Source organism: Psychrobacter sp. (assembly GCF_030454045.1).
Taxonomy (GTDB): domain Bacteria; phylum Pseudomonadota; class Gammaproteobacteria; order Pseudomonadales; family Moraxellaceae; genus Psychrobacter.
Genome location: NZ_JAKDJE010000025.1, coordinates 13,619 through 37,143, shown reverse-complemented (window position 1 = coordinate 37,143; position 23,525 = coordinate 13,619). Strand labels below are relative to the sequence as shown.

The 23,525-nt window shown below is 45.7% G+C and carries 22 protein-coding genes and 1 pseudogene; 15 read left to right on the top strand and 8 right to left on the bottom strand.

Features of this window, described 5'->3' with window-relative positions:
• The first annotated feature begins 437 nt into the window (after window positions 1-437).
• The gene (glyA, locus tag L0G63_RS06635) at window positions 438-1,694 is read left to right on the top strand and encodes a serine hydroxymethyltransferase (protein WP_301449930.1); all 1,257 of its coding nucleotides are present in this window, start codon (window positions 438-440) and stop codon (window positions 1,692-1,694) included.
• 94 nt (window positions 1,695-1,788) lie between these two features.
• A complete protein-coding gene (locus L0G63_RS06630) occupies window positions 1,789-2,247 on the top strand; it encodes a hypothetical protein (protein ID WP_301449929.1) in 459 nt (152 codons plus the stop codon).
• A gap of 175 nt (window positions 2,248-2,422) precedes the next feature.
• On the opposite strand, the gene L0G63_RS06625 is transcribed toward L0G63_RS06630, so the two are convergent.
• The 5 genes and pseudogenes from L0G63_RS06625 to L0G63_RS06605 all read right to left on the bottom strand — a co-directional run bounded on the left by L0G63_RS06625 (window position 2,423) and on the right by L0G63_RS06605 (window position 6,499).
• A complete protein-coding gene (locus tag L0G63_RS06625; protein WP_301449928.1) occupies window positions 2,423-3,121 on the bottom strand; it encodes a ZIP family metal transporter in 699 nt (232 codons plus the stop codon).
• Window positions 3,122-3,286: 165 nt separating this feature from the next.
• A pseudogene (locus L0G63_RS06620) lies at window positions 3,287-3,892 on the bottom strand (sodium/glutamate symporter); the annotation flags it as partial.
• A 33-nt stretch (window positions 3,893-3,925) separates the two neighbouring features.
• Window positions 3,926-4,330, bottom strand: a complete 405-nt coding sequence (locus tag L0G63_RS06615; protein ID WP_301449927.1) for a barstar family protein — start codon at window positions 4,328-4,330, stop codon at window positions 3,926-3,928.
• Window position 4,331: 1 nt separating this feature from the next.
• Window positions 4,332-5,075, bottom strand: coding sequence for a ribonuclease domain-containing protein (locus L0G63_RS06610; RefSeq protein ID WP_301449926.1), 744 nt, complete (start codon window positions 5,073-5,075; stop codon window positions 4,332-4,334).
• Window positions 5,076-5,197: 122 nt separating this feature from the next.
• Window positions 5,198-6,499 (bottom strand): glutamate-5-semialdehyde dehydrogenase, encoded by a 1,302-nt coding sequence (locus L0G63_RS06605; RefSeq protein ID WP_301449925.1) that lies wholly within the window; start codon window positions 6,497-6,499, stop codon window positions 5,198-5,200.
• A 400-nt stretch (window positions 6,500-6,899) separates the two neighbouring features.
• On the opposite strand from L0G63_RS06605, the gene L0G63_RS06600 reads away from it, so the two are divergent.
• From L0G63_RS06600 to L0G63_RS06555, 10 genes are all read left to right on the top strand, one after another.
• On the top strand, window positions 6,900-7,199 hold the full coding sequence (locus tag L0G63_RS06600) for a hypothetical protein (protein ID WP_301449924.1): 300 nt from the start codon (window positions 6,900-6,902) through the stop codon (window positions 7,197-7,199).
• A gap of 354 nt (window positions 7,200-7,553) precedes the next feature.
• A complete protein-coding gene (locus tag L0G63_RS06595) occupies window positions 7,554-8,351 on the top strand; it encodes an ABC transporter ATP-binding protein (protein WP_301449923.1) in 798 nt (265 codons plus the stop codon).
• A 300-nt stretch (window positions 8,352-8,651) separates the two neighbouring features.
• A complete protein-coding gene (locus L0G63_RS06590) occupies window positions 8,652-9,452 on the top strand; it encodes a transporter substrate-binding domain-containing protein (RefSeq protein WP_301449922.1) in 801 nt (266 codons plus the stop codon).
• Between the two features lie 129 nt (window positions 9,453-9,581).
• Window positions 9,582-10,487, top strand: a complete 906-nt coding sequence (locus tag L0G63_RS06585; protein ID WP_301449921.1) for a transporter substrate-binding domain-containing protein — start codon at window positions 9,582-9,584, stop codon at window positions 10,485-10,487.
• Window positions 10,488-10,554: 67 nt separating this feature from the next.
• The gene (locus tag L0G63_RS06580; RefSeq protein ID WP_301449920.1) at window positions 10,555-11,487 is read left to right on the top strand and encodes an ABC transporter substrate-binding protein; all 933 of its coding nucleotides are present in this window, start codon (window positions 10,555-10,557) and stop codon (window positions 11,485-11,487) included.
• A 459-nt stretch (window positions 11,488-11,946) separates the two neighbouring features.
• On the top strand, window positions 11,947-12,681 hold the full coding sequence (locus L0G63_RS06575; protein WP_301449919.1) for an ABC transporter permease: 735 nt from the start codon (window positions 11,947-11,949) through the stop codon (window positions 12,679-12,681).
• 12 nt (window positions 12,682-12,693) lie between these two features.
• A complete protein-coding gene (locus L0G63_RS06570; protein WP_075107713.1) occupies window positions 12,694-13,419 on the top strand; it encodes an ABC transporter permease in 726 nt (241 codons plus the stop codon).
• A gap of 105 nt (window positions 13,420-13,524) precedes the next feature.
• Window positions 13,525-14,241, top strand: coding sequence for a fumarylacetoacetate hydrolase family protein (locus tag L0G63_RS06565; protein WP_301449918.1), 717 nt, complete (start codon window positions 13,525-13,527; stop codon window positions 14,239-14,241).
• A gap of 338 nt (window positions 14,242-14,579) precedes the next feature.
• Window positions 14,580-16,799 (top strand): PhoX family phosphatase, encoded by a 2,220-nt coding sequence (locus L0G63_RS06560; protein WP_301449917.1) that lies wholly within the window; start codon window positions 14,580-14,582, stop codon window positions 16,797-16,799.
• A gap of 240 nt (window positions 16,800-17,039) precedes the next feature.
• Window positions 17,040-18,533 carry an alpha/beta fold hydrolase gene (locus L0G63_RS06555; RefSeq protein ID WP_301449916.1) on the top strand — a complete coding sequence of 498 codons (1,494 nt, stop codon included), beginning with the start codon at window positions 17,040-17,042 and terminating at the stop codon, window positions 18,531-18,533.
• A 12-nt stretch (window positions 18,534-18,545) separates the two neighbouring features.
• On the opposite strand, the gene L0G63_RS06550 is transcribed toward L0G63_RS06555, so the two are convergent.
• The 3 genes from L0G63_RS06550 to L0G63_RS06540 form a co-directional block, all read right to left on the bottom strand.
• Window positions 18,546-18,842: a hypothetical protein gene (locus L0G63_RS06550; RefSeq protein ID WP_301449915.1), complete on the bottom strand. Its 297-nt coding sequence runs from the start codon at window positions 18,840-18,842 to the stop codon at window positions 18,546-18,548.
• A 98-nt stretch (window positions 18,843-18,940) separates the two neighbouring features.
• Entirely contained in the window at window positions 18,941-19,444 is a 504-nt protein-coding gene (locus tag L0G63_RS06545) for a hypothetical protein (RefSeq protein ID WP_301449914.1), read from the bottom strand.
• A gap of 134 nt (window positions 19,445-19,578) precedes the next feature.
• Window positions 19,579-20,559 carry an Hsp33 family molecular chaperone HslO gene (locus L0G63_RS06540; RefSeq protein ID WP_301449913.1) on the bottom strand — a complete coding sequence of 327 codons (981 nt, stop codon included), beginning with the start codon at window positions 20,557-20,559 and terminating at the stop codon, window positions 19,579-19,581.
• Between the two features lie 405 nt (window positions 20,560-20,964).
• Between L0G63_RS06540 and L0G63_RS06535 the strand changes: the two genes are divergently transcribed.
• The 3 genes from L0G63_RS06535 (at window position 20,965) to L0G63_RS06525 (ending at window position 23,455) form a co-directional block, all read left to right on the top strand.
• Entirely contained in the window at window positions 20,965-21,951 is a 987-nt protein-coding gene (locus L0G63_RS06535; RefSeq protein WP_186475142.1) for a glutamate/aspartate ABC transporter substrate-binding protein, read from the top strand.
• 89 nt (window positions 21,952-22,040) lie between these two features.
• A complete protein-coding gene (locus tag L0G63_RS06530; protein WP_301449912.1) occupies window positions 22,041-22,787 on the top strand; it encodes an amino acid ABC transporter permease in 747 nt (248 codons plus the stop codon).
• Entirely contained in the window at window positions 22,784-23,455 is a 672-nt protein-coding gene (locus tag L0G63_RS06525; RefSeq protein ID WP_301449911.1) for an ABC transporter permease subunit, read from the top strand. The genes L0G63_RS06530 and L0G63_RS06525 overlap by 4 nt, the downstream gene beginning before the upstream one ends.
• Window positions 23,456-23,525 lie beyond the last annotated feature (70 nt).

The following is a 23,525-nucleotide window of genomic DNA, read 5'->3' as shown; positions in this document are numbered from 1 at the left end:
CGCCTAAAAAATAGTCGCTGTCAGTGCCATGGTCGAATGTTCAACACGCCCTATTTAATTGGCTATTTATCTGTGTTATATCGCCATTTAATTTGCTCATCTTCAGGCAGGCTTTTTTGCGCTCATCGCACAATTTTTCATGTTACACTTACGCTTTCGCAAAGCTATCGATGCCACTGCATATCGATTTCATTGACGGATCGGTCAAGTTAATGCAGGCCAACTGCCTGTGTTTATTCTTTCTTATGTTAATTTTTACTGATAGTCGCCATTCACAATCATGGTCGTACCATAAAACAGCTGGCAAAAGAGCAGCGTGCACAAGTACCTAGCATACTTTGAGCAACGTCGATGCAGTGTTCGTTTGGTTGTGGGCAAGCTATCAGCTTCTTTTTAATGATACTTTTTTAATGACAGCCACTACTTAGGACATTATTATGTTTAAAGACATTTCTATCAAAGAGTTTGATCCGACCCTTGCTGAAGCGATGGCTGCAGAAAGCGTTCGTCAAGAAAATCACATCGAGTTGATTGCCTCTGAAAACTACTGCTCACAAGCAGTGATGGAAGCACAAGGCACTGATTTGACCAACAAATACGCTGAAGGCTATCCTGGTAAGCGTTACTACGGTGGTTGTGAGCATGTCGATGTCATTGAACAATTGGTCATTGACCGTGCAAAAGAGCTGTTCGGTGCTGAATACGTCAACGTCCAGCCACATTCAGGCAGCCAAGCAAACTCTGCTGTATTTTTAGCGTTGCTAGAAGCCAATGACACGGTACTTGGCATGAGTCTAGACGCTGGTGGTCACTTGACGCATGGCGCACACATCAACTTCTCAGGTCTGAACTACAATGCCGTACAGTATGGATTGGTCGATGGCACTGGTTTAATTGACTATGATCAAGTAGAAGCCCTAGCGCGTGAGCACAAGCCAAAAATGATCATTGCAGGTTTTTCAGCGTATTCACAAGTCGTTGATTGGCAGCGTTTCCGTGACATCGCTGACGAAGTAGGCGCGTATCTACTAGTAGACATGGCACACGTTGCTGGTCTTGTTGCGGGCGGCGTCTATCCAAGCCCAATACCTTTTGCTGATGTGGCCACTACCACCACACACAAAACCCTACGTGGCCCGCGTTCAGGTATGATCTTGTCGCGTGATGAGAAACTTGCTAAAAAGCTAAACTCTGCCGTATTCCCAGGCAACCAAGGTGGCCCGCTCATGCACGTCATCGCGGCAAAAGCGGTTTGCTTTAAAGAAGCGCTAGAAGACAACTTCAAAACTTATCAGCAGCAAGTCGTGAAAAACGCACAAGCCATGGCAAAAGTCATTCAAGAGCGTGGCTATGAAATCATCTCTGGTGGTACTGAAAACCATCTCATGCTGATTAGCCTAGTGAAGCAAGAAATGACCGGTAAAGAAGCCGACAAATGGCTTGGTGATGCACATATCACGGTCAACAAAAACGCCGTACCAAATGATCCAAAATCACCATTCGTCACCTCTGGTATCCGTATCGGTACCCCAGCTATTACTACTCGCGGCTTCAACGAAGCACAAGCGGGTGATTTAGCAGGCTGGATCTGTGACGTGCTAGACAGCCGCGGTGATGAAGCGGTTGCAGCTGAAGTACGCGGTAAGGTAGAAGCCATCTGCAAAGAGCTACCAGTGTACGAAAAAAACCAGTAAGTATTAACTGACTCTATTTGAGAGTTGTATAACAAAAAACCGCTTAGCGTTTGCTAGGCGGTTTTTATTTTTAATCACAGTTAAGGAAGATACGATGTCTATTCCAACAACTATGTCATTTTGCTTTTGTAGTGTTCGCGAGGAAAATTTAACCAGCATACTTGTTGGTGATATGACACTGGATGAGCTAAGAGAAAATCGCGATAACCAATACTTAGATGTGAGACAAGCATCTCTTGAAAATTATACGGAAGAACTGGTTGAGTTATTGGGAGAGGGGCATTATGCCTTGTGCGATTTGTTGTTTTTGGCAAACAATAGCACCCCGCTGCATGAGCAGCATGACGGTTTATTATACAATGTGGCCGTCGTACCTGAGATCGTCAAAGCGTTTGCCGCGACAGACTTAAAAAAATTGGTACACGATATCGGCTACCACGAAGTAGAGAGCCAAGAAGGTTTGAATACGTTTCGTGAGAATTTAAATCACGTTCACGAGTTGTTTAAGTTTGCAGAAGAGAACAAGCTCAATGTGATTGGGTTTACGCTTTAGTGAGTCGATCATGTTGCTGCATGACGCCGCACCTAGACATATTTGAACCGAATGTCAGATAAATAAAAACCGCCCAATATTATCGCTGGGCGGTTTTATTCATTCAAATAATTGTGCGATAAGAGCATGCTCATGCAATAAGGGGCAAATTTAAACCCTACGAATATTTAGAATCTCAGCCACCGAGTTGATTGAGTCCTAATGCCAGCACCAAACCAATAGCAGTGCTGATACCCGCCCAATGGTTGCCATCTTTAAATGCAGACGGAAAAACTTCTGTCGCTAATGAAGCAATCACCGCCCCTGCGGCAAAACAGTCAATTACACTAATTACTGCATCATCGACATCTTTGAGAAGCGTTTTGCCAATAATAGCTGCTAATGATAATAAAATAGCTGCACCAATCCATAGCATGAGTATTTTTTTGTGACTGCTACCACCATCGCGCATTTGTTTGGCACCGCCTGCGGCTTCTGGGAGATTTGATAATAAAATAGACCCTGCTAGTGCCGCGACTTGTAAAGCGTTACCACCAATCAGCGCGACGCCAAGCGCTAAGTTTTCTGGGATACCATCAAGCGTAATAGCGGCAAGCAAACCTGCCCCGCCTTTGTTTTGCATTTTTTCATCAATCAGATAGTCAATACCCGTAAAGACCACTGCGCCTAACACGGTAAAGGCGACAGTCGTCCACAAACCACTCTCGCCAATCGCAGGTTGAATCATCTCAAGTACCACTGAGCTCATGAGCGCACCACCTGCCAGCGCAAGCAGATTGCCTTGTATCCAGTCAGGCATGTAGCCGTATAGACCCCATAATGCACCAATAATGAGTGCGCCTGAAACCACAAGAATAATGGCAAATACCAACATAAAATGCCTCGATACTTTTAATAAGTTTTAATAATTCTGAGTAATGTCTATTGATACGATGATGGCGGTGAGATCACATCGTATTTGATAATAATGCTATCACACGATGTGACCCATGCAATCTCCTCAAGATTAATCACGGTTTAAATACGCTCAGACGTAGTATTACATAAACGGCAACTTGGTGAATATTTGCAATATCGTGGCATTGACGATATCGACAAAGAACGCACCAACCATTGGCACGATTAAAAAGGCTTTCGGCGAGGGGAGATAGCGATCCGTGACTGCTTGCATATTGGCAATCGCTGTCGGGGTAGCTCCCATACCAAAACCGCAATGTCCTGCTGAGAGTACTGCCGCGTCATAGTCTTTGCCCATGACTTTAAAGGTAATGAGGTAGACGTAGATAATCATGATGATGGTCTGTACGATCAATATGACCAATACAGGCCCTGCCAAATCCGTCAACTGCCACAGCTTCAATGACAGTAACGCCATTGCCAAAAACAGACTCAAAGACGCATTACCAAATACATCAATCGAGCGATCAAACATCTCAAAATTGAAGACCATCGTTAACACATTGCGAATGATAACGCCGCCTGCCAGTGCCCAGACAAACATCGGTAGCTCAAACCATGTGCCCTCAGCCACGAGCGTCATCCCATCGGCAAAAGCCAATGCCCCTGCAAATAGCGCTAATGTCTCGATAGTAGAGGATGCCGTGATAAAGCGCATGCTATCGGGTCTCTCAAAGATGTCTTTATTACTCCCTGCAGTCTCCTCGTCATTTTTTCACCGCTAAGTGTCATTCTCAAAGGGCACAATAATCCACAGTTGCGGCTTGCCAAAGTCGCTATAAGCATCTTCTATAATGCTTTTAAAGATATTGAAATCTTCGGTGTTTATCTTTTTTATTACCGTCAAATCAAGCACTAAGTGCCGCACATCGCTGTCTGTCAGACAGTCCCATGCACTGTCCCAATTGTGTGAAAAATAGCTGGGGAAGTGGCAGGCACGCGCCAGACTCGTCAATAGCGTGGTTTTGTCCAGTGTGTCACACGCGGGTATGGTAACAGCCTGAGTAGGAATGACGGCAGATAGCGCTGTACCGTTTTGGTTAATGGAGTCTTGACTGACATAGTGGATGGCTTGGCTCGTATCTTTCTGATTCATGGCTTCTTGTTTCATATTTGCTTGTTTCATGTTAGTGCACCTCAAGCTTTTGAAAACTGTCATAGTGATCGACGGTTAAGTAATAAACAGTGGGCGGGCGACCACCTGTGACGATACGCCGCGCACCGCGATGGGAGACGCCAGGGGTGGGTACGGTGTATTCACGGTAGTAGCCTTGCGACTGGGCGGGTAGTCTGCCTTCACGGTTATAAAACGTTGTGCCATCTTTATTGGGATAAGGATATGGCCCGCCTTGTTGAATCAACGCAATTGTCTTATTGACTTGTGCATCGCCTGTGATGCTAGTGGTCGTTGTATCAGTTGTGGCGACTTGACTGGCATTGTCAGACGTATACTGAGATAACGTCGAGCCTAAATCACCAAAGAAGTAGACAGCGACAGCGATAATGGCAATGAGGCTAAATAGGGTACTGCCTAGGCTTCTCTTGTTGCGAGAGCTATTTTGACGAGTGTTTTGATGGTTGCGATTTGAGGGGCGGCTGTGATTATCTCGTTTGCTATTATTGGGCATCTGCCTTGGTGTATTTGGTGCAGTATCTGGTTCAATGCTGAGTATGGCTGACGTCACTTTGGTGGCACGCAATTGGTTTTTATCATTGCGACTACTCGTGAAATAGACACGTCGACCAACCGCTATCGGCTCCGCCAAACTTACTTTGCTAATATGAAAAAACACGTCCTCATCTTGATCATCGACATCGATAAAGCCATAGCCTTTTTCGTGATTCCAATGTTTAATCTTGCCGCTTTGCATGATGGCACTGCTCCTTATTGTTTAGATGTCCGTAATATAGATAGCTATGATTATCATAAAAAAACGCCAGCACAATGGCCGACGTTCTCAAACTCTCGATTCAATCATGAATACAGATTTAGTTATGCACGTACTTCACCATGACCATAGACGATCCATTTTTGCGAGGTCAAACCTTCAAGACCCACTGGGCCGCGCGCATGGATTTTGTCCGTTGAGATGCCAATCTCAGCACCAAGACCATATTCAAAGCCATCAGCAAAACGGCTAGAGGCGTTAATCATGACGCTCGCTGAGTCCACTTCACGAATGAAGCGTTGCGATTTGGTATAGTTGTCCGTGATGATGACATCGGTATGATGGCTGCCATGTGTATTGATATGCTCAATGGCTTCATCAATACCGTCGACGACTTTGACCGCAAGAATAGGGGCAAGATATTCTGTATCCCAGTCCTCAGAGGTAGCAGCAGACAAGTGACCGTTTAAGGTGATCACATCGGCTAAGATGCTTTGGGCGCTATCGTCTACACGTAGCTGCATCGCGTCATCGGCTTCAATGATGGCGGTGGCAATCTTGGGCAGTAAATCTTTGGCGATAGAGGCATCAATCAGCAGCGTTTCCATCGTGTTGCACGTACCATAACGATGGGTTTTGGCATTAACACTGACTTTGATGGCAATCTCAGGATCCGCATCGCTATCGATAAAGGTATGGCAGTTACCATCTAGATGCTTGATCACAGGGACGCGGGCGTCGTTGCTAATACGCTCAATCAGACCTTTGCCGCCACGTGGCACGATAACATCGACATATTCAGTCATGGTGATCAGCTCACCAACAGCAGCTCGATCGGTCGTTTGTAATACTTGAACGCTGTGCTCAGAGAGATCCGTGTGGCCAAGCCCTTTTATGATGCATTTAGCAATCGCTTGATTGGATTCAAACGCTTCAGAGCCACCGCGTAAGATGATGGCGTTGCCTGATTTTAGTGCCAGTGAAGCAGCTTCTAAGGTTACGTTAGGACGCGATTCATAAATCATGCCAACGACGCCCAGTGGCACACGCATTTTGCCCAAATGAATCCCTGATGGCTGATAAGTCATATCCGTCACTTCGCCGATTGGATCAGGCAGGCTCGCCACGTCTTTTAGGCCTTGGAGCATAGCGTTGAATCGTGCTTCGTTTAATTCCAAGCGATCGAGCAGAGCGCTATCAAGCTCGTTTTTGTGACCGTTGTCCATATCGATTTTATTGGCTGCCAAAATATCTGGCTTGGCATTGACTAGCTCATCATGAATGGCCATGAGTGCGACGTTTTTGTCGCCTGTATTGGCTGCCGCGAGCGCACGAGAAGCGGCTCTGGCTTGCTTGCCAACAGACTGCATGTAGGTGGTAATATCCGTCGTATTTGCTTGACTCATCAATTATTCTCCTTATGTGATATCAGTTTTATATAAATAAAAGCGCCTAAAAAGGCGAAAATTTAGCAAAAAATCAGTTTTGAATGCCTATTTAGCGGTCCATAGGTCATTATGCTATTTAACATAGAGGAGATTGCGGCGATAGTAAAGATGATTTTGTGAACAGAACCCGCTTTACAAAGCATCAAAGTGACTTTACAAAGGGGTGTTTTAAAGCTTATTTCCTAGTGTTTAAAAAGGGTTGCTTCAAATGTTTTGTGAGCCGTGTTTACGTGCCTTTAACAGAACTGCGCTGTAAATACTAAGGTAGCTGCGATGTATCATCAGTATAGTAGGCACTAAGAAAACGGCACTATCAACAAATGACGCTGAATCATATGACAAGTAATGGAGAATAACGATGACGACTAAAAACATGACATACAAAAACTGGATGACGGTTGGCTTGGTTGCAGGGGTGCTTGCGCTAAGTGCTTGTAGCAAAGATGAGACACCAATGGAGACGCAAGCGAATACAAGCGTTGACGCCCAAACCAACGTTGAAGAGAATGCGACAGCAACCAGTTCTGATGACATCGCCGTTGCTAGCGCTGATGACGGTATGGCTGTTAGTACAGGGGATGATGTGGCTGTGGCAACCGCTGATGAGGCAGAAGTGCTCGATGGCACGGAAGATTCAGAGCATGTATCGACGTACTAAGTTTTATGGCGCGCCAAACGCTATGATAGTGTGTTGGTCAATATAGCATTATCAGATAAAACAACGTCTGGCACGCGAAAGTGATAAAATAAAGCCCAGAGCGATAAATATGGTCTGGGCTTTTTTGTGCCAGTCAGTTATCCAGTACTGATTAACTGACTGGTTAAACACAAGATTTGCCTTTTTACTGTGTAATAAGAGACAATATGGCATTTTTCTCTTGGCCTGCTCAGGCGTAGCATTAGCATAATAATGCTATAGATGCTGATACTGTATAGCTCTTATTTATAATATACAGCTCTTATTTATTTTTATTCGTGTTTTCACTCATATTTATTGGAAGTCTGCTGAACCATGCTTGATACTGCAAAAAACCCGACTCGGCCTATCGCCTTAGACTTACAAGACATCCATAAAAGCTATGGCTCATTAGAAGTACTCAAAGGGGTATCTCTCACTGCCTATGACGGTGATGTTATCTCTATTTTGGGCTCATCGGGCTCAGGTAAATCAACCTTGCTGCGCTGCATTAATTTGCTCGAAAATCCCAATCAAGGTCGTATCCTGATCGGTAACGAAGAGCTCATGCTAAAACCTGCCAGATCAGGTGAGCTGCAAGCGGCGGATGTGAAGCAGTTAGAGAGCTTGCGTGCTCGCGTTGGGTTCGTCTTCCAAAACTTTAACTTGTGGCCACATAAGACGATTTTGCAAAATATTATTGAGGGTCCAACGCAGGTGCTTAAAATTAAAAAAGCCCAAGCGATTAGTGATGCTGAACAACTGCTCGACAAAGTCGGTTTGCTCGATAAAAAAGACGCCTATCCAGCGAACTTATCTGGTGGTCAGCGTCAGCGGGTTGCCATTGCGCGCGCGCTTGCCATGCAGCCGCAAGTGCTGTTATTTGATGAGCCAACCTCAGCGCTAGACCCTGAGTTGGTCAATGAAGTACTGGCTGTGATGCGAGAGCTGGCAGAAGAGGGTCGCACTATGCTGATCGTCACTCATGAGATGCGCTTTGCCCGTGAAGTATCAAGCAAAGTGGTCTTTTTGCATCAAGGGGTGGTTGAAGAGATTGGCACACCTGAGCAAGTCTTTGACAATCCGACATCAGAGCGTGTCAAAGACTTTATGGCCTCTCATCGTCCGCACTAATCCTGCCCACATCAGACATTAGAAACCAGATGGTGGTAGATGACTACTGCCGTCAAGGCCTACCAAATATAAAAATCACTATAGCGTAACTATTGTTTACCCTTTATTGCCCAATAGTCACGGTGAGTATGCAAAACGTTTGTTTTTGATTTTTTACTCAGGTATTATCAAAAGGTTTATAGGCCGTCCATTTGAACGGCGGCCTATCTATTCTGCTATCTATATTGCTTGTCTGGCAGGGACGTCAGAGGACAAAGTATCAGAACCCCATATCCATACCCATCAGAATTTAAGGAACATATGATGTCGAACCCTCGTCTATTATGGTCATCGATGACCGTCTCTGCTGCGCTCATGCTAAGCGCTTGTAGTCAACCTGCCGATGAAACTACCGAAGCCAATGCCGATGCACCTGCGGCAGAAACCACTGGCCAAACCATCCGTATCGCCACCGAAGGCGCTTATCCTCCATTTAACTATACCAACGCTGATGGTAGCTTGAGCGGTTTTGATGTCGATGTTGCCAATGCCTTGTGTGAGCAGATGCAAGCCAACTGTGAAATCGTAGCACAGGATTGGGACGGTATTATCCCAGGTCTATTGGCACAAAAATATGACGCCGTTATCGCAGGTATGTCCATCACTGCTGAGCGCCAAGAAAAAGTAGATTTTAGCGAGCCGTATTTTGCCAATACCATGGTCTGGCTCACCAATAACGATGGCAGTTTTGATCCAATGGCGATCCAAAATGTCACGCTTGGCGGTCAGCGTTCTACCACGCCAGGCGCTTATCTACAAGATAACTACGAAGGCAAAGACGGCAATACCGTCCAGCTATATGACAACTATGACAATGCTTACTTGGATCTAAAGTCTGGTCGTAGCGATGCGGTACTGGCTGAGAAGGTCTCTGCCAAATCATGGCTCGCTGACAATAAAGAAGGATTCGGTATCGTTGGTGATGAGATTGATAACGATGACAATATTGCTATTGCCGTGCGTAAAGGTGATGGACTCAAAGCGGAGTTTGATAAAGCATTGAGCGAAATCCGTAGCAACGGTGAGCTTGCCCGTCTTGAGCAGCAAAACTTTGGTCAATAATGACTCACTAAAGATTGCTGCGAATACGCGCGCCACTGACAAGTACTGAGTAAGTGGCGCTCAATGAGGCATCAAGCAGCACGTAATAAGTGACGATATGGCTGGTAACTATATTAAGGAATAATAAGTATGACACTTTCAATAACATCATCAATGAGCAAAAAAGCATTGTGGCTAGCACCGCTTAGCGCCGCCATGTTACTGCTGGCAGGTTGTAACGATAGCTCAGCACCAGCAGAAAGCGCTGACGCGGACACCGCGACTGAAGCACCTATGAACATCAAAATCGCGACAGAATCAAGCTACAAGCCTTTTAGCTACACAGATGCTGATGGCAAACTGATTGGCTATGAGATTGAGTTGGTTGACGCATTATGTGCACAGATGAAAGCAGAATGTGAAGTCATCTCTCAAGATTGGGATGGTTTGATTCCAGGGCTTAACGCACAAAAATTTGATGCCGCCATCGCAGGGATGTCTATCACCCCTGAACGTAAAGAAGTGGTCGATTTTAGTGACCCTTATTTTCACAGTGGTATCATCTTGATTGGTAAAAAAGGCGACGATATCAGCATCGATTCGCTCAAAGGTCAACCAATTGCCTCACAGCGCTCTACTGTCTCATCGCAGTATCTACAGGACGAGCACGCAGATGCGGACATCAAACTGTATGATACCCAAGACAATGCCTACCTAGATCTAACCTCAGGTCGCGCACGCGCGATGATGTCTGATAAAGTCACTGGTATTGACTGGCTAAAAACAGACGCGGGCAAAGACTATGAAGTTAAAGGTGACGAGATCAGCACCAATGACGATGCGATGGGTATTGCCTTCCGTAAAGGCGACCCACTGATTGCCAAATTCAACACAGCATTGGCTGAGCTAAAAGACAACGGCACGTATGATCAAATCACAGGCAGCTACTTCGGTACCAGCTCGACTGCTGCCGCACAAAAAGCATCGGTCACTGATGGCGTCGATGAAGTATTAGTCGTTGATGAAGAGATGCCAGCAGAAGCGGCCACAAACTAATACAACGTCACTTGCATAGATCGTTGTTTTAAAAGTGTTGTTTACCTCAGAAAACCCAAGGATGATCATGAGCAATCACTGTTTTTCAGCCTGTGCTACGACTGGCAAATCTATTATTAGCGCTATGAAGACCAGTCGTCTATCTGTGCCATTGCTCGCACTGGCGACTATTTTTACCATCGCTGGCTGTAGCAATAGCCAAGAGAGTGCAGATGATGCCAATACTGAGGCGAGCGAGACAGCGGTAGCAACGAAGGGTGACATACTGCGCATCGCTACTGAAGGCGCATACGCCCCTTTCAACTATACCAACGCCGATGGAACCTTGGGTGGTTTTGACGTTGAGATCGCAAATGCCCTCTGTGCGGATTTGCAAGTGACTTGCGAGATTGTGGCGCAAGATTGGGACGGTATTATTCCTGGTCTAAAAGCCGGTAAGTACGATGCAATCGTGGCAGCAATGTCCGTTACGCCAGAGCGTTCAGAGCAGGTCAGCTTTACCGCCCCATACTTTAGCAATACCTTGGTTTTTTTGGCCAAAAAAGACAGCAGTTTTGATCCTAGTAAGCAAAGCGACATTGACGCTCACTCGATTGCCGCACAGCGCTCGACCATCTCATCACAGTGGTTTGAAGACACATATCCAAACGCTGAGATGAAGCTTTATGATACGTTGAGCAATGCGTTTTTAGATTTAGGGTCAAACCGTGTCGATGCGATGATCTCTGATAAGCTGCCTGCGATAGAGTGGCTGAGCTCTCCTGCTGGTAGTAAATATGCACTAAAAGGTGAAGAGATTGATATCAATGATAACTTTGCGATAGCAGTACGCCCAGGCGATCCGCTACAAGCAAAGATCAATCAATCTTTGGCCAATATAAAAGCCAATGGTACGTATGACAAAATCAACCAACAGTATTTTGCTGTACCAGAATCTGCGATGCAGACCTCAGATGCAGACGCGCCTGAGCAGCCAGTCGCAGAGACCGCCGGTCAGTAATCTTACCAGCTGCACGCTACGGCTTTCATAAGAAAGGTTTATAGCCAATAACAGTTGATTGTTTCTCAATAAGAAGGACGTTGCCATGATGGTGACGTCCTTTTTTATTGACTGTCATATCAACGAATACACATTATGAGTGCCTATCAAGGTTGCTCAAATTTAGTCGGTTTATTGTGTGTTTCTAGAGGTAAGTGTCTGTTTAAGTACGGCTTAGGCACAGCTTTTACGCGTCAGTATTAACATCACGGCGAGCGAATATGATAAAATCAGCGCTCATTTCTACTGTGTCAATTATCGCGGTGCGCATCGTACTGCTCTGACGTCATTTTTTTTGACGACGACCATCTGTATTGAGGTGGTATAAAATACGGTGATGGACTGCGTTCAGCTATTGATGCTGATTCTTTTAACTCATATTTTGCAAATTGCTAATATAAAGAGACTGAGTGGATAATCGTGTTTGACTTACAAGGATTTGGCGCGCTTTTATTAAGCGGCGCTACCGTCACCATACAGCTTGCCGTGACCAGTTTAATCATTGGTTTAGGCTTAGGCTTGCTTGGCGCAACCGCAAAGATGTCCAATATCTGGTTGCTGCGTAAGCTTGCGACTGTCTATACTGCGACGATGCGCGGTATTCCTGAGCTGCTATTGGTGCTCTTTATTTATTATGGCGGCTCTATCTTATTGATGAGCATCCTCAAAAAGTTCGGCTACAACGACTATGTCGAGATCAGCGCTTTTTGGGGCGGTGTTATGGCGCTGTCGATCGCGTTTGGTGCGTATGCGACTGAGATTTTTCGTATGTCCATTCAAGAAATTCCAGTGGGGCAGCGAGAGGCTGCGCAAGCGATTGGTATGCGTCCTTTTCAGATCTTTTATCGCATTACGTTGCCGCAAGTATGGCAGATTGCATTGCCAGGTTTGGGCAATTTATTTTTGGTATTGCTCAAAGACACCGCGCTGGTGTCTGTGGTGGGTCTCAAAGATATTATGTACCAGTCGTCGCGTGCTGCGCAGTCAACACAGCAGCCATTTACCTTTTATATGGCAGCCGCGATTATTTATTTGGGTCTGACCATGTTGATTACTGGCTTTATGATGTGGCTTGAGTGGCGCGCCAATCCAGCGGCACGCTATGCTAAAAAGATAAGCCGTCAATCCACTCACAGTCAATCGACCATAGGATAGAGGAGAGATACTATGGATTGGAATTGGCAGGTCATTTTTGATCATATACCTGATTTACTGGGCGGTGCGGTACTGACTGTACAGCTGGTCGTGATCTCAGGTATTGTCGGATTGTTTTTTGGTTTGATTCTAGCGCTGCTGCGCTTGTCGAAGAGCTGGTTAGTACAGATATTGCCATTTCTTTATATTTTCTTTTTCCGCGGTACGCCGCTGCTGGTGCAGATATTCCTGATTTATTATGGTCTTGGTCAGTTCGGGGCGGTGCGTGAGTCGTTTTTATGGGAGCCGGTGCTCAGTCAAGCATACTGGTGTGCCATCATCGCCTTTACCCTAAATACCAGTGCATATCTGGCAGAGATTATACGCGGTGCGATTCAGACGATACCTGTCGGTGAGCTTGAGGCGGCCGATGCGCTTGGTATGTCAAAATGGCAGAAGCTGACACGTGTAACGTTGCCGCGTGCGTTTGGTATTGTGATCCCAGCCTACAGTAATGAAGTTATCTTTATGCTAAAGGGCAGTGCGCTCGCATCGACCATCGCGTTGATGGATATTACGGGGGTGGCTCGTACGATCAGTGCGCGTACCTATACGCTGATGGAGCTGTTCTTTGCTGCCGGTATCGTTTATCTTGTGCTGTCATGGGTTATCTTGTTTAGCTTTAGACTGTTTGAAAAACGTATGAACCGACACGCCAGCTATGTGCCACCAGATGTTGTGACCAACACGATTCCGTAGAGAGTCACTAGTAATGAATGGTCGCCAAGATGACAATAAAGGTGACAGTAGACAATATAGTATGGATTGCTGAAAAATATTTATCATTTATAGGGAGAGTCTAGTATGAGCCAATCGCCACATATGTCATTAGCAAATGCCATTGTTGCTGGTGTCAATGAAGAACAGAGCACTGATAACCACAATGAGCGTCTGCGTAGCTCTATTGGCAAAGTCGTCTGCGTGGGGCGTAACTATGCGGCGCATGCAGAGGAGCTTGGCAATGAGGTGCCATCATCACCCATATTGTTTATGAAGCCCGCCTCTTCTGTGGTATCTACTCGCCATGATGTGATTCGTCCCAATCCAGAGATATTTGGCGGGACGCATTATGAGGCAGAGCTATGTATTCAGCTGTCCACTGACTTGTCTATGGCAACGATTGAGGAGGCACAGCAAGCAGTTGGCGGGGTGACCTTGGGGCTGGATTTGACCTTGCGCGATTTGCAGAGCACCCTTAAAGAAAAAGGTCATCCGTGGGAGCGTGCTAAGTGTTTTGACGGGGCCTGTGTGCTTGCTGATTGGCTCGACCCACAAGCCTTTGGCAATCTTCACGATGTCCATTATCAGCTTGCCATCAATGATAAGCTGGTACAAGATGGCGATAGTGCTTTGATGCTGTTCCCTGTTTACGAGCTGCTGGTCAATATCAGTCACGCTTTTAGCTTACAGGCAGGTGATGTGATTATGACTGGTACACCAAGCGGTGTGGGCGTCCTACAAGCAGGGGACAAGCTCACCCTCACGCTGGGCAATCATGAATGGGTAACCCATGTACAATAAGGGTGCCACGCCAGCTGATAATAGCGTACAGTAACCGTTCAATATCAAAAACCCCAAGCGATTGCTTGGGGTTTTTTGTGTTTATGCTCCCTATATTCTTTCCATACTTTCTATGCCACGTCAAATCATCACACTATTTTTTCTGCTTGATGGTTGTTATTGGCTCAATTGTTTTGAGTTGTCATCGAACGGATGATTGTCATCAGTTTGTCATCTATCGTTCAGCGTGCTGTCATAAGTCTTCAGTAGACTTAAGCGGAATTCAAAATTATATGGTTGTAATAGCAACGCTGCGACCAACTCTCCGCCAATCTAGCCTAAAAGCAAGGTGACCGATAATGACACTATTAAATAAAGAACCCGAACTCGCTCACGAAATCATTGAAGATTCAAACCCGACCAACAACATGGACTTTCAGACAGTTATCAACCGTCGTTTGAATCGTCGTAGTATCTTAAAAGGTGGTACAGGGTTGACGGCAGCAGCGTTTTTTGGGGCGTTACCCTTAGCTGGCTGTAGTGACGATGACGACAACAGCCGTCCTATGACAGACAGTGACAATAATGCTGCTATCCCTGCGCAAGGGGATTTGGCGCGCCCTCAAACGTTGACATTCAATGCGGTGGCACACTCCACTGCTGAGACCATGACGGTGGCAGATGGCTATCAGGCAGAGATTATATTGCCGCTTGGCACGCCGCTCATGTCTGGTATTGAAGACTGGAAGGACAATCGTGAGCAGTCAGCTGAATCGTTTGAGTGGCGTATGGGCGATAACCATGATGGTATGTGGTTTTTTGGCAAAAACGGTAATGCCTATGATGCCAAAGCCTCAGAAAATGGCCTGCTGGTTATGAATCACGAATACGTGAATAGTAGCGAGCTTAGCCCGTTTGGTTATTATGTCATCGAGGATGCGGAGGCCGCGCCTTTGTTCCAACGCCGCCGCCTTGCCAGCGATGTGCGCCGTGAAGTCAACTGCCATGGCGTGGCCGTAGTTGAGATGAAGCGCCGCGCAGATGGTATCGGCTATGAGATGGTGCCAAACTCCAAATACAATCGACGCATCACCAGTAGCACAACTGCGCAGTTGGCTGGCCCTGTCGCAGGCTCAGATTTGGTCAAAACGAAGTTTGATCCGACGGGTTTTCAGACGCGCGGCATTAATAATAACTGCGGTGCAGGCTTGTCACCTTGGGGCACTTACCTGACCACAGAAGAGAACTTCTTGGGTGTGTTTGCGCGCGGACAGGATGCCAGCCAGTTGAGCGCCAGTGCTAATTACGGTCGCGAGCGTTATGGTGCGCCAGAGAACTCTCCAGGCTCTCGATATCTATGGCACACGCCTGATGCCAAAGACGCTATCATCACCGACGAGTTTTCACGCTGGGATATGACAGCCGTCGGTGCCAGTGCTGCTGACGATTATCGCAACGGCTTTAATACCTTTGGTTATATTACTGAGATTGACCCATTTAATCAAAATTCTACGCCGCAAAAACGTACTGCCATGGGCCGATTTGCTCATGAAAACTGTGCCTATGCACCTGTTGAACAAGGCAAGCCTGTTGTGTTTTATATGGGTGATGATGCGCGTGGTGAGTACATCTACAAGTTTGTCTCAAAAGCGATGTGGTCAAACAATGATATCGGTGGTGGCCTAAAAGCGGGTGATAAGTATCTCAACGAAGGCACACTATATGTTGCGATCTTTAATGAAGATGGTAGCGGCGAGTGGAAAGCGCTTGTTCAAGGTCAAAATGGCTTGGATGCTTTTAATAGTGCGTTGCCGTTCAACAGTCAAGATGAAGTTTTGGTCTATGCCCGTGCTGCTGGTGATGCCGCTGGTGCCACCAAGATGGATCGTCCTGAATGGGTATCGGTCAGCCCGATCACAGGTGAAGTGTATGTCACTTTGACCAACAATAAATATCGCGGCGAGCGCGATGATCAGCCCGTATCAGCTGCTAATCCACGTAGCTATGAAGTGGATGGTAAAGAGCGTGGTAATGACAATGGTCATATCATTCGCTGGGCAGAAACTGGTGGCGATCATGCGGCAACGAGCTTTGAGTGGGATATCTATCTGTTTGGTGCGCCAAGTGACCTGTCGGCAGAGAACCTATCACAGCTAAGCGCCAGTAACGATCTATCCTCTCCTGATGGCTTGTATTTTGATCCACGCGGTGTGTTGTGGATTCAGACTGATGATGGTGCTTATACCGATACCACCAACTGTATGCTACTGGCAGCGCTGCCGGGCAAAGTCAGCGATGGTACGACCATCACCACCTCAGCAGGGCAGCAAACCCGAGTGGGTATGCCTGCCAGCAACGACAATATCAAACGCTTCTTTGTCGGTCCTGAGGGCTGTGAGGTGACAGGTATTACCATGACCCCAGATTTCAAGACGCTGTTTATTAATATTCAGCATCCAGGTAATACATGGGGTGCGGTCGCTGGCGGTAGTACTCCGCGCTCAGCAACGGTCATGATCACACGTGATGATGGAGATGTCATACTGGCAGAGTCATTTGAGGCAGCAGCTACTGCCTAGTTAGGTAAACGCTCAATGAGCGCTGGATAAAACAGTAAAAACGCGCATTCAATAAAAATCCCAAGTCATGGCTTGGGATTTTTATTGTCACTAATACTTTGATAACCATAGAAACACCGCTTATCACTAATAGCGTTCTTTTGGTCGTGAACGCATGCGAATATCATAGGGTTCGCTTCTATTTGTTAGCGTTAAAGGATAGTATAGAAAACTCTTCTTTTCGCTAAACGTGCCGATATTATGAGCAGTCAAAATTTGTTTTACAACAACAGTGTTAGTGACAGTAGCGCTCAGAATGATAGCAGTTATACGCGTAATCGCCATGAGCTTGATGCCCATTTTGTGTCAGCTGATAGCGTGCCACAGCATGGTGATTTGTACGAGCAGATAGACCAACTCGAAGCCATTGATATGGAGGAGTTGGTCAAGTTGTTGGCAGATACAGAGGATGGCAATGAATTAAACAAAGATCCTGTCTCTTTGGCGGATTTTTTTGAAGGGTTGGCGCAGCTCGCCACCACAGGTGTGGTTGAGATGACTGAAATCGTCGAGTCCATTCATCGTGAAGTGATTCTACGTCCGTTAGGTCGATTCAACGACAAGCACCTAAATAAATGGCAGCGTGGTCTCAATGGGCGTATATATGGCACGATACGTCATATCATGCTCATGGTCGGTAACAATCTGGCCTCGGTACTACGAATATACAAAAACTTTATCGTCCAAAAAACGGCTCAGCCGTTGCCTGACTCACTAAAAAAACTGGTCAATGTCATCAATGGTGTCATGGGTGATCATCTGGTCAATAACCAAAATGCCCTCGCGATTCCGATGATGTTGTATACCAAAGAAGGCAATCCCCAAAGTGAGCGACTAGCAGGGCGGATTGTCATTTTGTGCCATGGCTTGTGCATGAGTCACTTAAGCTGGCAGTCACAAGAAGGCAATAATCTGGGCGAGGCGATTCATATCAGTCAGCCCGATACCACCGTTCTGTACTTAGATTACAATACAGGTCGACGTATCTCTCGCAGCGGTCGTAAATTCTCTCAACTATTACAGGACGTGGTCGATAATAACCCAAATATTACTCAGATAGATTTGGTGGGTCACAGCATGGGCGGCTTGGTCGCGCGCAGTGCGCTGTTTTATGGTGAGCAGGAGCGCCTAGATTGGATAAAGCGCGTGGGCAATCTTATCACGCTAGGCTCACCGCATCATGGGGCAGTGCTTGAGCGTATCGGGAATTATGTACAAGACATCATCGCCAAGCTGCCATTTGCAGGCTCACTTGCCAAGCTCGGTGATATGAGGAGTGCTGGTATCATTGATCTGCGTCATGGCAGTATTCGTGATGCTGACTGGAAAGCGCTAGAAGGCCGCAGCGTATTACCACAAGACTTTCGTCATCCTGCGCGCCTGCCAAGTGGTATCAAAACTTACTTTGTCGCCAGTGCGTTGATTGAGGCGCATTACGAATCTAAGATGACGGATTTGCTAGGAGACAGCTTGGTATCGGTCGCATCCGCGTTAGGTGAAGATGATGCTGAACATGCGTTGTTTGTACCAGATGGTCATAAAGCGGTGTTTTATGGCGTCAATCATTTTAACTTAATCCATAGCAGGCGAGTGCGTGAGCAAGTCGTTGAATGGCTGCTCGATAATGGAAGAAGTGACTATGCTGGACGTCCGCGCATACATTCTTACCCTAGAAGTTTGTCTGTGGCGGTGTAGTAGATATTATGTTTAATATGGATTATGCTTTAGATTATTTGTTATTGCCACAACTGATTCTGGCTTTCCATCAGTGGTCAATAGCTTAATTTTAAGCTGATTGTTTCCGTCTTGATAGAACTCATAAGTGTCAGAAGCATACTGATTATCAAATGCGTAATTAATTTTAATTAGTTCGCCATTTAATACATTAAAAGCTTCTTCACTATGCTCATGAGGCTTTGCTTCTGGAGGCAGACTCAATCTACATACTAATGTAATATGTTCGGCCGAAGTTTGGAATGTTTTTTCTATTTCGTTATCATCCATTCGTAACTTGATTCCAGTATAGGTTTTAATATAAGTTTCAAATTCATCGGATGCTAAAACTCTTTTTACAACGCAGTTTGCTCTAGAGTTTGAAAGTACTATAACGTACTCGACTCTAGTAACTTTAAGTCTTTCGATAGTATGACCATTATTAAAAATAGTCTCCATTTTAAAGGGTTTTTTTCCCTCTCTAATCCCTGATATACGATATCAAACAAGGGTCGCTTAGAGTTTACTATTTTTAGGTAATCAGTGTACTGGTTTTCAATAATTTCTAACTGACGAAATAAAGCTTCAGATTGCTCTTTTAAAGCTGTTTCTGAACCTCTTTGAGCTAGTACAGATTGTTCTAACGCTTTGAGTTGTAGAGTCAACTCTTCTCTTTGGAGTTTTAGCTCACTACTTTGTATTCTGTAGCTTTTATAAAACCAAAAAAGTGCAAGCGGTGCAAAAATACCTGATAAGAAAGCACCTATTCCACCAATGCCTTCTGATCTATCAAAGCATATTGCTAAGAAGGCTAGCCAAAAAACAACCCATCCAATAGTAATAAAGACTTCATAATCTATCCTTTTATAGTTCATCTTTTTAGCTCGTTTCATCAAGTCATCAATAGCTGATTATAGCAATAAAACTAAAAATTAATCTGGTTTAGTAAATTTATCAATTAGTAATAAAAAACCCTCAAGCATGACACTTGAGGGTTTTTTGATACAGATGCTTAGTGATAAAAAACTTACTCAGCAAATATCGCTGCGACATCATCTTTATCAAATGTATAGACTTCACCGCAGAATCCGCAATCCATCTCAAACGTACCGCCTTGCTCATCAACGATATCTAACGCTTCTGCTTCACCGATTTGCTCGATGGCCATCTCACATTTCTCGCGTGAGCACGTGCAACCAAACGCTAGGGGAGCAGGCTCAGGGGCGACGACATTTTCTTCGTGATACAAGCGATACAGAATCTCATTGGCATCCAATGTGGTCAGCTCTTCTGCCTTGACCGTGCGTGTCAACACGCTTAGACGTGTCCATAGATCATCGTCGATACCTGCATCTTGGTTTCGCTCAACTTCAGACGTTTCTTCTGCAGTACGTGGTAGCATCTGTACCAAGATACCACCCGCTTGCAAGCCATCAGAAGCTAGGTTAATGAGCGTTGGAATCTGTGCTGATTGCTTTTGATAATGCGCCAAGCAATCTGCCAGATTGTCGTGGCTACGCTCAACGATACCTTGGTACGATTCGCCACCTTCAGGGTGAATATTAATGAACAATACCCCTTGTCCCATAGCACCCAGCTCAGCAAACGCATCTTTGGCATGGATCATATTGTCCCAAGCCTGCACTTGCTCATCGGTCTCACCCTTCCAGCTGGCAAGCGCACGGATGATACCGTCTTGATCGCATTCTGCCATCGCCCAATTTAGCAGGCTGTCGCTGTCTGATGACTGCAATTGGATAGAGAGGCGACCATTAATTTTGACCGTACTGATCAGCAAACTTGCCGCCGTCAGCATCTCACCCAATAAGCGTTTGATGGCTTCAGGGTAGGGCTTTTGCGCAATTGTACTCGCGTAGCTGCGCGATAGGCGCACTACATCACCGCGCACAGGAGAGTCTTCAATAAAAAAGCGTTGACGTACATCGACATCGCTATGGGTGCCAGCAGTTTGGCTGTCCGTGTTAGGAACTTGAGTATCTTGTGTCATAAGTCATATGTAGTATTAAGAAGTTGTTAGCTTTATGGGGATGACTACCGATTTATCAATCGTAGCAGCTACAATATTGTGTCCACAATGTGTTCTGAAAAATGGTAGCAATATCAGACAAGTTTAAGAAGAAATAAAACCGCTATTTGACTGTATGAACGACCGCGCCTTGGCTAAATGCAACGGGTTTTGTCCAAAAAATAAATATATTCCAAAATATCACTTCCTTCAAAAAAAACTTACCATCTGGCATAAATTTGTTGTACAGTAACATTGAGTTGCATTTTGAAAAAAAATAGCAACAACCGTACGGATGCGGAGCAATGAGGTCGGTCAATCAGACTCGTGTCTTCAAAGCACTCATTCAATCTTGTGATAAAAGCTTGCGATAAAAGGATGTATTTCATGACCCATTTATTTTCTAAACCGTTAACGTTGGCAGCCTTTATGGCACTGGGCTTAGTTGGTTGTAACAACAGTAGCCAGACCAATACAGAAGCTGCGCCAGCAGATGACGCCACGACGACAGAAGCAGCTGCCACCGATACCAACGGCACGCTACAAAAAATCAAAGACTCAGGCACCATCGTCGTCGGTCACCGTGATTCTTCTATCCCATTCTCTTATATCGCTGATGATCCTAATCAGCCTATCGGCTATGCCCACGATTTAGAAATGAAAGTCGTTGAAGCCGTTAAGCAAAAGCTCAACATGCCAGATCTCAACGTCCGTTATAACTTAATCACCTCGCAAACGCGTATTCCATTGGTTCAAAATGGTACGGTGGATTTTGAGTGTGGCTCAACCACCAACAACGAAGAGCGCCAAAAACAAGTGGCATTCTCTAATGGTTTCTTTGAGATTGGTACGCGTCTATTGACCAACAAAGACTCTGGTATCCAAAGCTTTGAAGACCTAAAAGGCAAAACCCTCGTCACCACCGCAGGAACGACCTCAGAGCGTTATATCCGTCAATATGATGCTGACAACAATATGGATATGAATATCATCTCAGCAAAAGATCACGGCGAAGCCTTTTTGATGTTAGAAAATGGTCGTGCTGATGCCTTTATGATGGATGATGTGTTGCTCGCAGGCGAAAAAGCCAAAGCTAAAAATCCTGATGAATGGGTCATTGTTGGTGAGCCACAATCGTTTGAGATTTATGGCTGTATGATGCGTAAAGACGATCCTGAATTCAAAGCCGTCGTCAATGAAGCATTAAATAATGTCTTTAGCTCAGGCGAAATCAATAGCATTTATGACAAATGGTTCTTGAACCCTGTCCCACCGAAAAACGTCAATCTAAACTTTGAGATGTCTGACAACTTAAAAGCGTTGATTGCCAATCCGCATGACGGTGCTCAGCCAAAAACGGCGACCGCTCAATAATTTCTTTGTCCCTCAATATGGCTTGCCTATAGGTCAGATATTATGTGTCTGACCTATAGGCTTATGAATCGCTGCTCGGAGAGACAACCATGAATTATAGCTGGAACTGGGGCGTGCTCTTTGAGCAAACTGGTATCGGTAACGAGCTTTATATCCATTGGATGATTACTGGTCTTGGCTGGCTGCTATTGATCGGCAGTATCGCATGGGCCATCGCCATGGTCGTGGGTACTATCTTTGGTATCATGCGCACCTTACCCAATAAGACGGCTCGTGCTATTGGTACCGCCTATGTGACATTCTTTCGCAATATTCCATTGCTAGTACAACTGTTTTTTTGGTTTTATATCGCCCCCGGCTGGCTGACGCCAGCAATACAGGAGTGGTGGTATAAGGACTTGTCGCCAAATACCTCAGCCATGCTGTCAGCGAGTATCGGCCTTGGCTTATTTACCGCTGCTCGTATCGTTGAGCAAGTTCGTACAGGGATTGAATCCCTACCTGACGGACAGACCAATGCCGCGTATGCATTGGGTTTTAGTATTCCGCAAGTCTACAAAGAAGTGCTGCTACCACAAGCCTTTCGTATTATCTTGCCGCCGCTCAGCTCGGAGCTGACCAACTGCTTCAAAAACGCCTCTGTCGCCTCGCTCGTTGGGGTAATGGAGCTGATCAGTCAAACCAAAACCATCAGTGAATACACGCAGAATAGTATTGAGATTTATACCTATGCGACGATTATTTACTTGGTATTTAACTTGTCCTTAATCGCGATAATGGGACTGATCGAGCGCAAACTGCGTGTGCCTGGGCTTATTGCGGGAGGTCAGAAATGAGTATGATGACCGAATTGGCAACAGCCTATCCTGGTTTGATGGGCGGTATGATCACCACCTTAAAAGTGCTGTTCTTGGCAATTATTGGTGGTATCAGCCTAGGCACGATACTAGCGTTGATGCGCTTGTCTGGTATCAAAGCGCTTGAAGTACCTTCTAGGCTATACGTCAACTATTTCCGCTCAGTGCCGCTGCTCTTGGTACTACTGTGGTTTTATTTTGCTGTACCGATGATTTATTTTTGGATAGCAGGTAAGTATCTACAAATCAATGCCGCTTTTGCCTCTTGTGTGGTGGCCTTCATGATGTTTGAGGCTGCCTACTTTTCAGAAGTGGTGCGTGCGGGTATTCAATCGATCGGTAGCGGTCAGGTCAATGCTGCCAAAGCGCTTGGCATGACTTACGGGCAGACCATGCGTCTGGTCATCTTGCCGCAAGCCTTTCGCAAAATGCTACCGCTGATTTTGCAGCAGTGTATTATCTTATTCCAAGATACGACGTTGGTGTTTGCTATTGGTTTGACGGATTTTTTCCGCGCCGCCTACGTCCGCGGTGAGCTCATGGGCTTACTCACCCCTTATATCTTAGGGGCGGGTGCTGTCTACTTTGTGATTAGCTTAAGTGCGTCTATGGGCGTGCAGCAGCTACAAAAACGCTTGCGGTTTTAATAGATATTTCACTTAAGATTTTGAGCGTTAAGATTGTGATTTGGTATTTTGATTTAATTTTTAAACGACG